10 protein-coding genes, 2 rRNA genes and 2 pseudogenes are annotated in these 13074 nt (G+C 73.3%); 2 read left to right on the top strand and 12 right to left on the bottom strand.

What is annotated here, in order from left to right; all coding sequences use genetic code 11:
* Positions 1 to 119: 119 nt before the first annotated feature.
* The 4 genes from recN to ABZT03_RS16955 all read right to left on the bottom strand — a co-directional run bounded on the left by recN (position 120) and on the right by ABZT03_RS16955 (position 4073).
* Positions 120 to 1838 (bottom strand): DNA repair protein RecN, encoded by a 1719-nt coding sequence (recN, locus tag ABZT03_RS16970; protein ID WP_356039922.1) that lies wholly within the window; start codon positions 1836 to 1838, stop codon positions 120 to 122.
* Positions 1839 to 2045: 207 nt separating this feature from the next.
* Complete coding sequence (locus ABZT03_RS16965) at positions 2046 to 2951, bottom strand: NAD kinase (protein ID WP_356039713.1); 906 nt, start codon at positions 2949 to 2951, stop codon at positions 2046 to 2048.
* A complete protein-coding gene (locus ABZT03_RS16960; RefSeq protein WP_356039711.1) occupies positions 2948 to 3763 on the bottom strand; it encodes a TlyA family RNA methyltransferase in 816 nt (271 codons plus the stop codon). Before ABZT03_RS16960 ends, ABZT03_RS16965 begins: the two co-directional genes overlap by 4 nt.
* 7 nt (positions 3764 to 3770) lie before the next feature.
* On the bottom strand, positions 3771 to 4073 hold the full coding sequence (locus ABZT03_RS16955) for a hypothetical protein (protein WP_356039709.1): 303 nt from the start codon (positions 4071 to 4073) through the stop codon (positions 3771 to 3773).
* A gap of 42 nt (positions 4074 to 4115) precedes the next feature.
* Here ABZT03_RS16955 and ABZT03_RS16950 point away from each other — a divergent pair, with 42 nt between their 5' ends.
* Positions 4116 to 4463: an SCP2 sterol-binding domain-containing protein gene (locus tag ABZT03_RS16950; protein ID WP_356039707.1), complete on the top strand. Its 348-nt coding sequence runs from the start codon at positions 4116 to 4118 to the stop codon at positions 4461 to 4463.
* Positions 4464 to 4598: 135 nt separating this feature from the next.
* On the opposite strand, the gene ABZT03_RS16945 is transcribed toward ABZT03_RS16950, so the two are convergent.
* The 4 genes from ABZT03_RS16945 to ABZT03_RS16930 all read right to left on the bottom strand — a co-directional run bounded on the left by ABZT03_RS16945 (position 4599) and on the right by ABZT03_RS16930 (position 8668).
* Positions 4599 to 5474: an ABC transporter ATP-binding protein gene (locus ABZT03_RS16945; RefSeq protein ID WP_356039705.1), complete on the bottom strand. Its 876-nt coding sequence runs from the start codon at positions 5472 to 5474 to the stop codon at positions 4599 to 4601.
* Positions 5471 to 6517 carry an iron chelate uptake ABC transporter family permease subunit gene (locus ABZT03_RS16940; protein ID WP_356039703.1) on the bottom strand — a complete coding sequence of 349 codons (1047 nt, stop codon included), beginning with the start codon at positions 6515 to 6517 and terminating at the stop codon, positions 5471 to 5473. The genes ABZT03_RS16945 and ABZT03_RS16940 overlap by 4 nt, the downstream gene beginning before the upstream one ends.
* Positions 6514 to 7557: an iron chelate uptake ABC transporter family permease subunit gene (locus ABZT03_RS16935; protein ID WP_356039701.1), complete on the bottom strand. Its 1044-nt coding sequence runs from the start codon at positions 7555 to 7557 to the stop codon at positions 6514 to 6516. The genes ABZT03_RS16940 and ABZT03_RS16935 overlap by 4 nt, the downstream gene beginning before the upstream one ends.
* An 82-nt stretch (positions 7558 to 7639) precedes the next feature.
* Positions 7640 to 8668 (bottom strand): HAD hydrolase-like protein, encoded by a 1029-nt coding sequence (locus tag ABZT03_RS16930; RefSeq protein ID WP_356039699.1) that lies wholly within the window; start codon positions 8666 to 8668, stop codon positions 7640 to 7642.
* Positions 8669 to 8739: 71 nt separating this feature from the next.
* On the opposite strand from ABZT03_RS16930, the gene ABZT03_RS16925 reads away from it, so the two are divergent.
* The gene (locus tag ABZT03_RS16925) at positions 8740 to 10032 is read left to right on the top strand and encodes a DUF1015 domain-containing protein (protein ID WP_356039696.1); all 1293 of its coding nucleotides are present in this window, start codon (positions 8740 to 8742) and stop codon (positions 10030 to 10032) included.
* A gap of 374 nt (positions 10033 to 10406) precedes the next feature.
* Here ABZT03_RS16925 and ABZT03_RS16920 read toward each other — a convergent pair.
* The 4 genes and pseudogenes from ABZT03_RS16920 to ABZT03_RS16905 all read right to left on the bottom strand — a co-directional run.
* Positions 10407 to 11099 (bottom strand): annotated as a pseudogene (locus ABZT03_RS16920) (hypothetical protein); the annotation flags it as partial.
* Between the two features lie 108 nt (positions 11100 to 11207).
* Positions 11208 to 12659, bottom strand: a pseudogene (locus ABZT03_RS16915) (hypothetical protein); the annotation flags it as partial.
* A 97-nt stretch (positions 12660 to 12756) separates the two neighbouring features.
* A 5S ribosomal RNA gene (gene rrf, locus ABZT03_RS16910) occupies positions 12757 to 12873 on the bottom strand.
* Positions 12874 to 12977: 104 nt separating this feature from the next.
* Positions 12978 to 13074, bottom strand: a 23S ribosomal RNA gene (locus ABZT03_RS16905); the annotation flags it as partial.

Below are 13074 nucleotides of genomic sequence, written 5' to 3'. Positions count from 1 at the left end.
GTTGGTTCCGCGCACTCCGCGCGCCCCCCGAAAACCGAACACGCCCCCACGACCGGGCACTTCCCCGACGCGCGACGCCCCTGGCCCTCGCCCCTAGCGCTCGCCCCTGGCCCTCGCCCCTAGACGTCGCCTCTGGCCGTCGCCAGGAGTTCCTCGGCGTGGGCCCGGGCGGTCTCGGAGTCCTCCTGTCCGGCCAGCATCCGCGAGAGTTCCCGGACGCGTTCCTCGCCCTCCAGGACCTTGACGCCGGAGCGCGTCACCGACCCGTCGTTCGTCTTCTCCACCAGCAGCTGCCGGTCGGCGAACGCCGCCACCTGCGGCAGGTGCGTCACGACCACGACCTGCGCGGTCTTCGCGAGCCGGGCCAGCCGCCGTCCGATCTCCACCGCGGCCTTGCCGCCCACGCCCGCGTCGACCTCGTCGAAGAGGTACGTCGGCACCGGATCGGTTCCGGCGAACACGACCTCGACGGCCAGCATCACGCGGGACAGCTCACCGCCGGACGCGCCCTTGGCGATGGGCCGCGGCGGCGCGCCGGGGTGGGGCGCCAGCAGCAGTTCGACCTCGTCGACGCCGGAGGGCCCGTACGCCACCGTGCGTCCACCGACCTCGACGCCCTCGGGGTCCTCGGTCTGGCGGATGTCGAAGGACACGCGCGCGTGCGGCATCGCGAGGGAGGCCAGCTCGGCGGTGACCGCGGCCGCGAACCGCTCCGCCGTCTCCGTCCGCGCGTCGGTCAACGCCTGCGCGAGCCCGCCCAGTTCGGCCCGCAGCGCGTCCCGCTCGATCGTCAGCTCGCCGATCCGCTCGTCGTCGCCGTCGAGCTCGGTCAGCCGCACGGCGCTCCGCTCGGCCCAGGCGAGGACCGTGGCGACGTCCTCGCCGTACTTCCGGGTCAGCGCCCCCAGCGCGGCCCGCCGCTCCTCGACGGCCGACAGCCGCAGCGGGTCGGCGTCGAGGTCGTCGGCGTACCCGGCGAGTTCCCCGGCCACGTCACCGAGCAGGATGCCGATCTCACCGAGCCGCTCGGCGAGCGCGGCCAGCGCCGGGTCGTGCGACCGTACGGCGTCCAGGGCCCGCTGCGCGCCCGCGACGAGCGTGGCGGCGTCGATGCCCTCGGGGTCCTCGGGATTGCCCGCGAGCGCGGCGTGCGCGGCCGTCGCGGCGGACGCCAGCGCCTCCGCATGCCCGAGCCGCTCCGCCTCCTCCGCCAGCTCGACGTCCTCGCCGGGGCGTGGTTCCACGCCCGCGATCTCGTCGAGCCCGTAGCGCAGCAGGTCGGCCTCCTGGGCCCGTTCCCGCGCGCGGGTGGTGATCTCGTCGAGCTCGACGGCGACGGCCCTCAGCCGCCGGTAGGCCTCGGTGTACTTGGCCAGCGGCACGGCGACGGCGTCCCCGGCGTACCGGTCGAGCGCCTGCCGCTGCCGGGACAGCTTGAGCAGCCCCTGCTGGTCGGTCTGCCCGTGCACGGCCACCAGGTCGTCGGCCAGCTCGGCCAGCAGTCCCACCGGCACCGACCGTCCGCCGAGGTGGGCCCGGGAGCGCCCCTCCGCGGAAACGGTACGGCTGATCAGCAGCGCCCCGTCGTCGAGCTCCGCGCCCGCCTCCTCGGCCCGCAGGACCGCCGACGCGCCCGCAGGCACGGCGATGCGCCCCTCCACGACCGCGTTCTTGGCGCCGATCCGCACGAGCGCGGGGTCGGCGCGTCCGCCCAGGAGCAATCCCAGGCTGGTGACCACCATGGTCTTGCCCGCACCCGTCTCACCCGTCACGGCGGTGAAACCGGGCGACAGCTCGACGACCGCGTCGTCGATGACTCCGAGCGACCGTATCCGCATCTCCTCCAGCACGGACACGACCTTACGAGGTCGGGGGCGGGAGGTGCGACGGCGCCCACCCCACAGCCGCGAAGTCCCAGGTGGACGAATGCACAGCGGGCGCCCATGTCACCCACCCGAGTGCACCGACCGCGGGGGCGCGGGGACCCGCGTGAACAGCCGCGAACCACTCGCGGCCGCGTATCTCCCCCGCCCCCTCCCCGGGTGTCAGTGCGGCGCCCCCCGCCACCCCGACACCGGCAGCGCGAACTTCGCGACCAGCCGATCGGTGAACGACGCGTGATGCAGCCGGGCCAGCCGTACCGGCACGGCTCCCCGCCGCACCTCGACCCGCGCGCCCGGTGGGAGCTCCACCGTCCGCCGCCCGTCGCACCACAGCACCCCCGGCGGGATGTGCGGCAGGACCTCCACCGCGAGCACCGAGTTCGGCGAGGTCACCAGGGGCTTCGCGAACAGGGCGTGCGCGCTGATCGGCACCATCAGCAGGGCCTCGACCTCGGGCCACACCACGGGCCCGCCGGCCGAGAAGGCGTACGCGGTCGACCCGGTCGGGGTCGCGCACACGATCCCGTCGCACCCGAACCCCGTCACCGGCCGGCCGTCGATCTCCAGCACGACCTCCAGCAGCTTCTCGGCGGACACCTTCTGCACGGCCGCCTCGTTCAGCGCCCAGTCGGTGTGCACGATGTCGCCGTTGCGGTGCACGACCACATCGACGGTCATCCGCTCCTCGACCTCGTACGACTTGGTCACCACCCGGTCGACGACCCGGTCCAGGTCGTCCCGCTCGGCCTCGGCGAGGAACCCGACCCGACCGAGGTTGACGCCGAGCATCGGCACCCCGGAGGCCCGGGCGAACTCGGCGCCGCGCAGCAGCGTGCCGTCACCGCCCAGCACGATGAGCAGCTCGCAGCCGTCGAGGCACTGCGGGGTGGCCTCACCGACCAGCTCCACCTCGCTCGGCAGCGGCAGGTCACGCGCCTCGGCCTCCAGGACGCGCACGCCGATGCCCTCGCGCAGCAGGCCCTTGACGACGAGTTCGGCGCTGCGGATGGCCGCCGGCCGCCCGGTGTGGGCGAGCAGGAAAACAGTACGAGCTCGGTTCTCGGTCAACGCGGCCCCTCCGCCACTGCACGGTCGACATCGGCCGGGTCGAGTTCCGGTGCCCCGGCCCGCAGCCACAGAAAGTACTCGACGTTCCCGGAGGGTCCGGGCAGCGGGCTGGCGGTGACCCCCCGCACCCCGAGCCCGAGCTCCGCGGCCCGCGCGGCGACACCGCGCACGGCCTCCGCCCTCAGCTCCGGGCTGCGGACGACTCCTCCACTGCCCAGCCGCTCCTTCCCCACCTCGAACTGCGGCTTGACCATCATCACCAGGTCGGCGTCCGGCTTCACGCATCCCGCCAGGGCGGGCAGCACCAGCCCCAGCGGGATGAAGGACAGATCCCCCACGACAAGATCCACAGGCTCCCCATCGATCACTTCAAGCGTCAACTCGCGTACGTTCGTACGGTCCTTGACGGTGACGCGTTCATCGCTCTGCAGAGACCACGCGAGTTGGCCGTATCCGACGTCGACTGCGACCACGTGCGCGACACCCGCCCGCAGCAGTACGTCCGTGAAGCCCCCGGTGGACGCTCCGGCGTCCAGCGCCCGCCGGCCCTCGACCACGAGCCCGGCCGGTCCGAAGACCGCGAGCGCGCCGGCGAGCTTGTGGCCGCCCCGCGACACGTAGTCGGGGTCCCCGTCGTCGGCCGCGACCACGATAGCGGCCGCGGTCTCGACCTGGGTGGCCGATTTGGTCGCGACGGTCTTGCCGACAGAGACCCGCCCGGCGGCGATCAGCTGTCCGGCGTGCTCGCGCGAGCGTGCGAGCTTGCGGCGGACCAGCTCGGCATCGAGGCGGCGGCGTGCCACTCCTGCCACGTTCGGTTCAGCTCCTGTGGTGGTGCGTCGACGGGGGCGCCGGAGGTCCCGGGCGGGCGTCGAGCGCGGTCAGCGCGTCACGCAGCCCCCGGTGTACATCCTCGTACACCTCGACGTGCCCGTCGGTGGTGAGGTGGTCGGCGTCGGCGAGGCGCTCCAGCCGGGCGTCGACCTCGGGGTCGCCGGTGGGGGTGCGGACCACGCCCAGCGGGGCGGGACCGGCCGGTTCGTACTCCGGTCCGGGCGGAGCCTGCGGCTCCGCGGCCGCCGCTTCGTCCCGGGCGCCGGCCTCGGGAACTGAGTCGCTCATGCCCCGACGCTACCCCGAAGCGCTGGGGTACCGTCGGTCGCGATGGCGACGACTGAGGAGTGCCGTGCCGCACTCGACAAGCTCTCGGACAACATGGCGGGCGCCCAAGGCGGCGTGGCGGAGGCCGCGGCCCTGGACCGCTCGCTGAGCTGCCGTGTCACCGACCTGGACATCACCTTCGTCGGCCGCCTCACCGGCGGCCGGATCGTGGTGAGCGACACGCTCCAGGGTCCGCCGCGCGAGACGGCCGACATCAGACTGACGATGACCGGCGACGACCTCGTGGCGATGGTGAACGGCGAGCTCAACTTCGCGAAGGCCTGGGGCGCGGGCCGGGTGAAGCTGGAGGCGAGCCTGCGGGACGTGTTCCGCCTCAGGAAGCTTCTGTAGGGAGCACCGGCACGGGCCGCCGCGGCCACCTCACGAAGCCGCCGCAGGGGGCGCCGGCAGGGCTTCGCGGCCGCCTCGGGAAGCTTCTGCGGCGGCCGCCTCACGGGCGCCGACACGGGCCCCCTCGCAGCCGTCTCAGGAAGCCCTCGTCGCACCCCCGGCACGGGCCGCGGCGCGGGCCCTGCGGGCGGCCGGCACCACCAGCGGCGTGCCCGTCTCGGGGTCGTCGATCACCTGGCAGCGCAGCCCGAACACGTCCTCGACCAGCTCGGCCGTGACGATGTCGCCCGGCGCGCCCTCGGCGATGATCTCGCCCTCGCGGAGCGCGATGAGGTGGGTGGCGTACCGGGCGGCGTGGTTGAGGTCGTGCAGCACGGCCACCAGGGTGCGCCCCTGCTCCTCGTGCAGTTCGGCGCACAGGTCGAGGACGTCGATCTGGTGCTGGATGTCGAGGTAGGTGGTCGGCTCGTCGAGGAGCAGCAGCGGCGTCTGCTGGGCCAGCGCCATGGCGATCCACACCCGCTGCCGCTGACCGCCCGACAGCTCGTCCACGTACCGTTCGGCGAGCTCGCCGACGCCGGTCTGCGCCATCGCCTCCCGCACGACCCGCTCGTCCTCGGCCGACCACTGGCGCAGGATGCCCTGATGCGGGTAGCGGCCGCGGCCGACGAGGTCGGCGACGGTGATGCCGTCCGGCGCGATCGAGGACTGCGGCAGCAGCCCCAGGGTCCGCGCGACCTTCTTCGCGGGCAGCGACTGGATGACCTGCCCGTCGAGCAGCACCCGTCCCTCGCTCGGCCTGAGCATCCGCGACAGGGCCCGCAGCAGCGTGGACTTGCCGCAGGCGTTCGGCCCGACGATCACGGTGAAGGAGTGGTCGGGTATCTCGACCGACAGCCGCGCGGCGATGACACGCTGGTCGTAGGCGAGGGTGACGTCCTCGGCGGACAGGCGGTTCACGGTGCTCCTCTGGTTCGTCGGTCCGCTGCGGGTACTGCTGCCGGCGCTCATATCCGGCCCGCCCTGCGCTCGGTCACCAGCAGCCACAGCAGGTAGACGCCGCCGAGCACACCGGTGACCACTCCGACGGGCAACTGGTCCGCGCCGAACGTCCACTGCGAGACCCAGTCGGCGGTGACCAGCAGCGCGGCACCCATGCACAGGGAGGGCAGCAGGTTCGGGCCGGGCGAGCGCGTCAGCCGCCGGGCGAGCTGCGGCGCGGTGAGCGCCACGAAACTGACGGGGCCGCAGGCGGCGGTGGCGGCCGCGGTGAGCAGTACGGCGGCCACCATCAGCACCAGCCGTACGCGTTCGACGCGCACCCCGAGGGCGTGCGAGACGTCGTCGCCCATCTCGGTCGTCCGCAGCCCGCGCGCGTTGGCCAGCACCAGCGGCACGAGGACCGCGCACAGCGCGAGCAGCGGCCAGACCTGCGTCCAGTCGCGGCCGCTGAGGGAGCCGGTCATCCAGACGACGGCACGGGAGGCCTCGACGATGTCGGAGACGGTGAGCAGATAGCCGTTGACCGCCGTGAGGACCGCGGACACCCCGATGCCGACCAGCACCAGCCGGTAGCCGTGCACGCCCTGTTTCCAGGCCAGCAGGTAGATCACGAGCCCGGTCGCCAGGCCGCCGACGAGCGCGCCCACGGTCACCTCGGCCGCGTCGCCGGACATCAGCACGATCACCACGAGCGCCCCGGCCGTCGCGCCCTGCCCGAGGCCGAGCACGTCCGGACTGCCCAGCGGATTGCGCGAGATGGACTGGAACAGGGCCCCACCCAGCCCGAGCGAGGCACCGACCAGCAGACCGACGAGGACCCGCGGCAGCCGCAGCTCGTTGACGACGAGTTCCTGCCCGGCGGTGCCGCGGCCCGCCAGGGCCCGCAGGACGTCGGCGGGCGGGATCGGGAACTCGCCGGTGCCGATGAGCACGACGCTCGCGGTGAGCGCGACGAGCAGCAGCAGCACGACCACGACGAGGGCGCGGACGTCCACCCGGACGGAGAGCCCGCCCGGCGTCCTGAGGACACGGTTGGTCCGGGTGGTGCTCACAGTTGCGCCGTCCTCCGCCGTCGTACGAGAAAGATGAACACCGGCCCGCCGATGAGCGCGGTCACGATGCCGACCTGGAGCTCCGCCGGCCGGGCCACGACCCGGCCGATGACGTCGGAGCCCAGCAGCAGCACCGGCGACAGGAGGGTCGCGTACGGCAGGATCCAGCGCAGGTCGGGCCCGGTGAAGGAGCGCACGGCGTGCGGAACCATCAGCCCGACGAACACGATCGGCCCGCACGCGGCGGTCGCGGCCCCGCTCAGCACGGTGGCCGACAGCATGGACAGCGCCCGCGTGCGGTTCAGGTGCGCGCCGAGGGCCTTGGCGGTGTCGTCGCCCATGGCCATGGCGTTGAGGGGCCGGGCGAGGGCGAGTGCGAGGAGCGTGCCGGCCGCCAGGAACGGCAGCACCTGCACGATGGTCGAGTCGCTCGCGGAGGACAGCGAACCCACGGTCCAGAAGCGCATCCTGCCGAGCGCCGCGTCGTCGCTGATCATCACGGCCTGGAGATAGCCGTAGAGCGCGGCGCTGATCGCCGTACCGGCGAGGGCGAGCCGGACCGGTGTCGCGCCCCGGCTGCCGCCGAGGAACCAGACCAGCGCCCCGACCGCGGCCGCCCCGAAGAACGCGAACCAGACATAGCCGCTCAGCGAGGTGACGCCGAAGAAGGTGATGGCGGTGACCACGGCGGCGGAGGCGCCCGCGTTGATGCCGAGCAGCCCGGGATCGGCCAGCGGGTTGCGGGTGAGCGCCTGGAGCACCGCCCCGGACAGGCCGAGCGCGGCACCGGCCAGCAGCCCCAGCACCGTCCGCGACAGCCGCTCCGACACCACGACGTCGCCGTAGGTGCCGGAGTTGTGGAACAGACCGTGCCAGACCTCCCCCATGGACAGCTGTTTCGCCCCGATCGCGATACTCGCCAGCGCGACCAGCAGCAGGATCACGACGGAGACGAGCAGGCCAAGAGCGCGCACCGCCCGTCGGGTTGGGGGCGCGGGGGCGGTGTCCGCACACTGTTCGGGAGGACTGTCGACCAACACGCAGTTAGGTTAGCCTACCCTCGCAAGCGGTCGGGCTCCCGAGGCCGGACCCGGGCGGTCCACCCGCCGGCCACCCGCCGGCTCACCACTCCAGCCGCGCCAGCGCCTTCCCCGGATCGAGCTCGCAGACACCCTCACCGGCCGCCGTCCAGGCGGCCGCGCACAACGCCCGCAGCCCGTCGACGGCCTCGCCCTCGCCCTCCAGCTCCAACTCCTCCGTACCGGCCGTCGCCGTCCAGCCACCGCACCGGAACCCGTCCCCCTCCGCGGTGACCTCCGGCTGCCCGGTGAGCATCCCGCGCAGGTCGGCGTCGACATACGTCGGCCGGTGCTGCGGTGGCGCCGCGAGCAGGTGGGGCGGGTCGGTCACGCCGGTGAGGACGAGCAGCGAGTCGACCTCGCCGTTGAACGCGCCCTCGATGTCGGTGTCCAGCCGGTCCCCCACCACCAGCGGCCGCTCGGCCCCCGTGCGCAGGATCGTCTCGCGGTGCATGGGCGGCAACGGCTTCCCCGCGACCTGCGGTTCGGCACCGGTGGCGATCCGGACGACCTCGACCGCCGCGCCGTTGCCCGGGGCGATCCCGCGCCCGCTGGGAATCGTCAGGTCGGTGTTGGAGGCGTACCACGGCACCCCGCGCGCGACGGCGTAACTGGCCTCCGCGAAACGGCCCCAGGGCAACTCCGGCCCGCCGAAGCCCTGTACGACGGCCGCCGGATCGTCGTCCGCCGACTCGACGGGCTCCAGCCCGCGTTCGCGCAGCGCGACCCGCAGCCCCTCCCCGCCGATCACCAGCACCCTGGCCCCCGCCGGCACCTGCTCGGCGATCAGCCGCGCCACGGCCTGCGCCGACGTGATGACGTCCGACGCCTCGGTGGGGATGCCGAGTTCGCCGAGGTGCCCGGCGACCGCGTCGGGCGTCCGCAGCGCGTTGTTGGTGACGTACGCGAGCCGCATCCCGCCCGACCGGGCCGCGGCGAGCGAGTCGACCGCGTGCGCGATCGCCTCACCCCCCGCGTACACCACGCCGTCCAGGTCGAGCAGCGCCGTGTCGTACGCCTCGCTCAGGGCCCGGTCACTGCCGTCGGGCTTCGTCCTGACGCTCTGGCTCATTCCACATCGCTCCTCGTTCGTCCGCTTTCCCCGATCATCGCTCATGCCACCGACACACGTACGATGCCGGGATGAACTCAGCAGGTCACTCGGAAGCAACGACGCCCCGGGGCCTGGAACTCACCCCGTTCCGAGGCCTGCGGTACGACCCCGACCGGGTCGGCAGCCTGGCCGCCGTGACGTCCCCTCCGTACGACGTCGTGGTCCGCCCCGACGGCCTGTGGCACCTCCAGTCCGCGGACCCGTACAACATCGTCCGGCTGATCCTGCCGCAGGCCACCACCCCGAGTGTCCGCAACGAGCAGGCCGCCGACACCCTGCGCCGCTGGCAGGCCGAGGGGATCCTCACCACCGACCCCGAACCCGGCCTGTACGTCTACGAACAGCGCCACGACGACGGCATGCTCCAGCGCGGGATCATCGGCGCCCTGCGGCTGTCGGACCCGGCCGACGGCGTGGTCCTGCCCCACGAGGACGTCATGCCGCACGTCGTCGCCGACCGCGCGGCCCTCATGCGCGCCACCTCCGCGAACCTCGAACCGCTCCTCCTGACCTACCGGGGCGACGCCTCGGCGACGGCCGCCGCCGAGGCGGTCGAGCGCACCGCCGAGAAGCCCCCGCTCCTGTCGACGACCACGGAGGACGGCTTCGAACACCGCCTCTGGTCCATCACCGACCCGGCCGACCTGGCCCGCGTCCAGGCCGACCTGGCCCGCCACCAGGCCCTCATCGCCGACGGCCACCACCGCTGGGCCACCTACCGGCGTCTACGCGCGGAGCACCCCTCGCCCGGCCCCTGGGACCACGGTCTGGTCCTCCTGGTCGACACGGCCCGCTACCCGCTGCGCGTGCGCGCCATCCACCGGCTCCTGCACGGCCTGCCGGTGTCCGCGGCCCTGGCCGCCCTGGACGGCCACTTCCGCGTCCGCCGCCTGGACGGGCCGCTCGCGACCGCTCTGGAGGCCCTCGCGGACGCGGCCTGCGCGGGCAACGCCTTCCTCCTCGCCGGCGACGGCGCCTTCCACCTGGTCGACCGCCCCGACCCGCGGCTCCTGGCACGGACCGTGCCGGCGGACCGCCCCACGGCCTGGCGCACCCTGGACGCGACCGTCCTGCACGCCACGCTCCTCGCCCACGTGTGGCACGTCCCCGAGGACTCCCCCGCCCACATCGCCTACATCCACGACACGGCGGCCACGGTCGAGAAGGCGGAACGCGACGGCGGTACGGCCGTCCTGTTGCACCCCGTCCGCGAGGAGGTCGTCCGCGACCTCGCCCGCCAGGGCGTGACGATGCCCCGCAAGTCGACGTCGTTCGGCCCGAAACCGGCCTCGGGCCTGGTGCTGCGCGCGCTGGAGGTCTGACACGCGAAAGGGGCGGGACCCCGTCACCGGGATCCCGCCCCTTTCATTCGATGCGATCAGTCCTTGTCACGGTCGGCGTCGGCGTCGGCGTCGGCGTCGGCGTCGGGAGTGACCGCGGATCGGACGCCGGGTTCGACGTCGTCGTCCGACTCGTCGTCATCGGCGTCGTCATCGGCGTCGGCGTCGGCGTTGTCGTCGGCCGCGCCGGCATCGAGGTCGGCGTCCGCATCGGCGAGGTCGTCGGCGGACTCGTCGGCGTCGTCGTCGAGGTCACCCTGGACGTCGTCGTCGAGGTCGTCCACGAGGTCGAGGTCGAGGTCGTCCTCGTCGTCGGCCGGAACGGCGTCGCGAGGCTCTTCTTCGGCGGGGGCGTCGCCCTCACCGTCCTCGTCGAGCGCGTCCACGAAGTCCACGCCGTCTAGCTCGGCGAGTCGGTCGGAGGCGTCCGTGCTGCCGTCCTTGTCGGCCTCCACGGCCTTCGCGAACCACTCGCGCGCCTCACCCTCACGCTCGGCCGCGAGCAGGGCGTCGGCGTACGCGTAGCGCAGTCGCGCGGTCCACGGCTGCACGGAGTTGGAGGCGAGTTCGGGGCTCTGCAGCGTCACGATGGCCGCGTCGAGCTGCCCCATGTCGCGCCGGGCGCCGGCAGCGACGAGCCGCATCTCCACCTGGCCGGCCTTGTCGAGCTTGTGCACCTCGGGGGCCCCGGCCATGTCGAGTGCCTTCTCCGGCCGCCCGAGTCCGCGCTCGCAGTCGGCCATGACGGGCCACAGCTCCACGTTGCCGGTCATCCGACGCGCGGCCCTGAACTCCGCGAGCGCCTCGCTGTACTTCTGGTTGGCGTACGCGGCGAACCCGGCCGCCTCACGCACCGCCGCGACACGGGACGCGAGTCGCAGGGCCACCCGGGAGTAGCCGTAGGCACCCTCGGGGTCCTCGTCGATGAGCCGGGCGACCATCACCAGGTTCCTGGCGACGTCCTCCGCGAGCCCCTTCGGCAGGCTCATCAGCTCCTGCCGTACGTCCTTGTCGATCTCCTCGCCGGTGACCTCCTCGGGGATCGGCAGCCGCTTGATCGGCTCCCGGTCCCGCTCGTCACGGCCGCGGAAGCCACCGGGACGGTCGTCGCCCCTGCGGTCGTCGCGGCCACGGAACCCGCCCGGACGGCCGCCGGCGCGGTCGTCACGCCGTCCGGCGAAGCCCCCACGACCACGGTCGTCGCGGCCCCGGTCGTCGCGGCCGCGGAAGCCGCCCGGGCGCTCGCCACGGCTGTCGTCCCGCCGGAAGCCACCGCGGTCACCCCGGTCGCCACCCTGCCGGTCGTCACGCCGGTCGTCGCTACGGGGGAAACTCCCACGGTCGTCAACCCGGCGGTCGTCCCTGCGGTCGTCACGACGCGGGTAGCTCCCACGGTCGTCGCCGCGCCGCTCGTCACGGCGGTCATCGCGGCGGTCGTCACGGCGGGGGAAGGTGCCGCGGTCGTTGCCACGGTCGTCGCGCCGGGCAGGTGCCCGGTCGTCGGTGCGACGGAAACCGGTGCGCTCGCCCTCACGGCGGTCGTCACGCCGGTCGTCCCTACGGTCGTCACGGCGGTCGAAGGAGGGACGCTCACCCCGGTTGTCGTCACGCCGGTCGTCCCTGCGGAATCCACCACGCTCGGGCCGGTCGCCACGGTCGTCACGACGGAAGCCGCCGGGTCGGTCGTCACGGCCACGGAAACCGCCGCGGTCGTCGGTGCGGCGGTCGTCCCGCCGGTCGTCCCGGCGGAAGCCGCCACGGTCGTCGTCCCGGCGGAAACCACGGCGGTCGTCGTCGCCGCGCCGCTCACCACGGTCGTCGCGGCGGAACGGGGGACGTTCCCCGCTCCTGCCGACCCCGCTGTCCCGGTCGTCGCGACGCGGACCGAACGAGCGGTCGTCACGCCGGGGACCGGAAGGCCGGTCGTCGCGACGCGGACCACTGGAGGGCCGGTCGTCACGGCGGGGACCGCTCGTCGGACGGTCGTCGCGACGGAAGCCGCCCGAGCGGTCGTCACGACGCGGGCCACTGGACGGACGGTCATCGCGACGCGGGCCGCCGGAACGGTCGTCGCGCCGAGGAGCGAACGGCCGGTCGTCACGGCGCGGACCACTGGAGGGCCGGTCGTCACGGCGGGGACCGCTCGTCGGACGGTCGTCGCGACGGAAGCCGCCCGAGCGGTCGTCACGACGCGGGCCACTGGACGGACGGTCATCGCGGCGCGGGCCATTGGACGGACGGTCATCGCGGCGCGGGCCACTGGACGGACGGTCATCGCGGCGCGGGCCACTGGACGGACGGTCATCGCGGCGCGGGCCGCTGGACGGACGGTCATCGCGGCGGCCGTAAGTGCCGCGATCGCGGTCGTCACGGGGGCGGAAACCGCCACGGTCGCCGCGGTCGTCGCCGCGTCGGTCGTCACGGCGTCCGTAGCCGCCACGGTCACCACCGCGGTCGCCGGCACGGTCGTTGCCGCGCTGCGGACCGCCGCGGAAGCCGCCGCGATCGCTGCGGTCACCACGGTCACCACTGTCCCGTCGCTGGTCGCGCTCCGGTCGGTCGTCGGGAGAGTTGGTGGACATGGGTGACTCCTGTCTTCGGTACCGCAAGTCATTCTCGCGCAGCCGGGTAGCCGGCGCGCCCTGGAAAAACAAAAGGACCCCTGGTCCCAGCTGAACGCTGGTGACCAGGGGTCCTCCAAAAATTGTTCGGCGGCGTCCTACTCTCCCACAGGGTCCCCCCTGCAGTACCATCGGCGCTGTAAGGCTTAGCTTCCGGGTTCGAAATGTAACCGGGCGTTTCCCTCACGCTATGACCACCGAAACCCTATTGGTTTCGAGCGAACAAGCACACTTTTCAGTTGGTGTTCTGCTCAAAAGCCGACAACGGTCGTTGTCTCAGAACTAACACAGTGGACGCGAGCAACTGGGGACAAGCCCTCGGCCTATTAGTACCGGTCACCTCCAGCGGTTACCCGCCTTCCAGATCCGGCCTATCAACCCAGTCGTCTACTGGGAGCCTTAA

This window comes from Streptomyces sp. NPDC005574 (genome assembly GCF_040605435.1).
Lineage (GTDB): Bacteria > Actinomycetota > Actinomycetes > Streptomycetales > Streptomycetaceae > Streptomyces.
The sequence above is the reverse complement of the archived record's forward strand: the minus strand, read 5'-3'. Positions and strand labels throughout refer to the sequence as shown.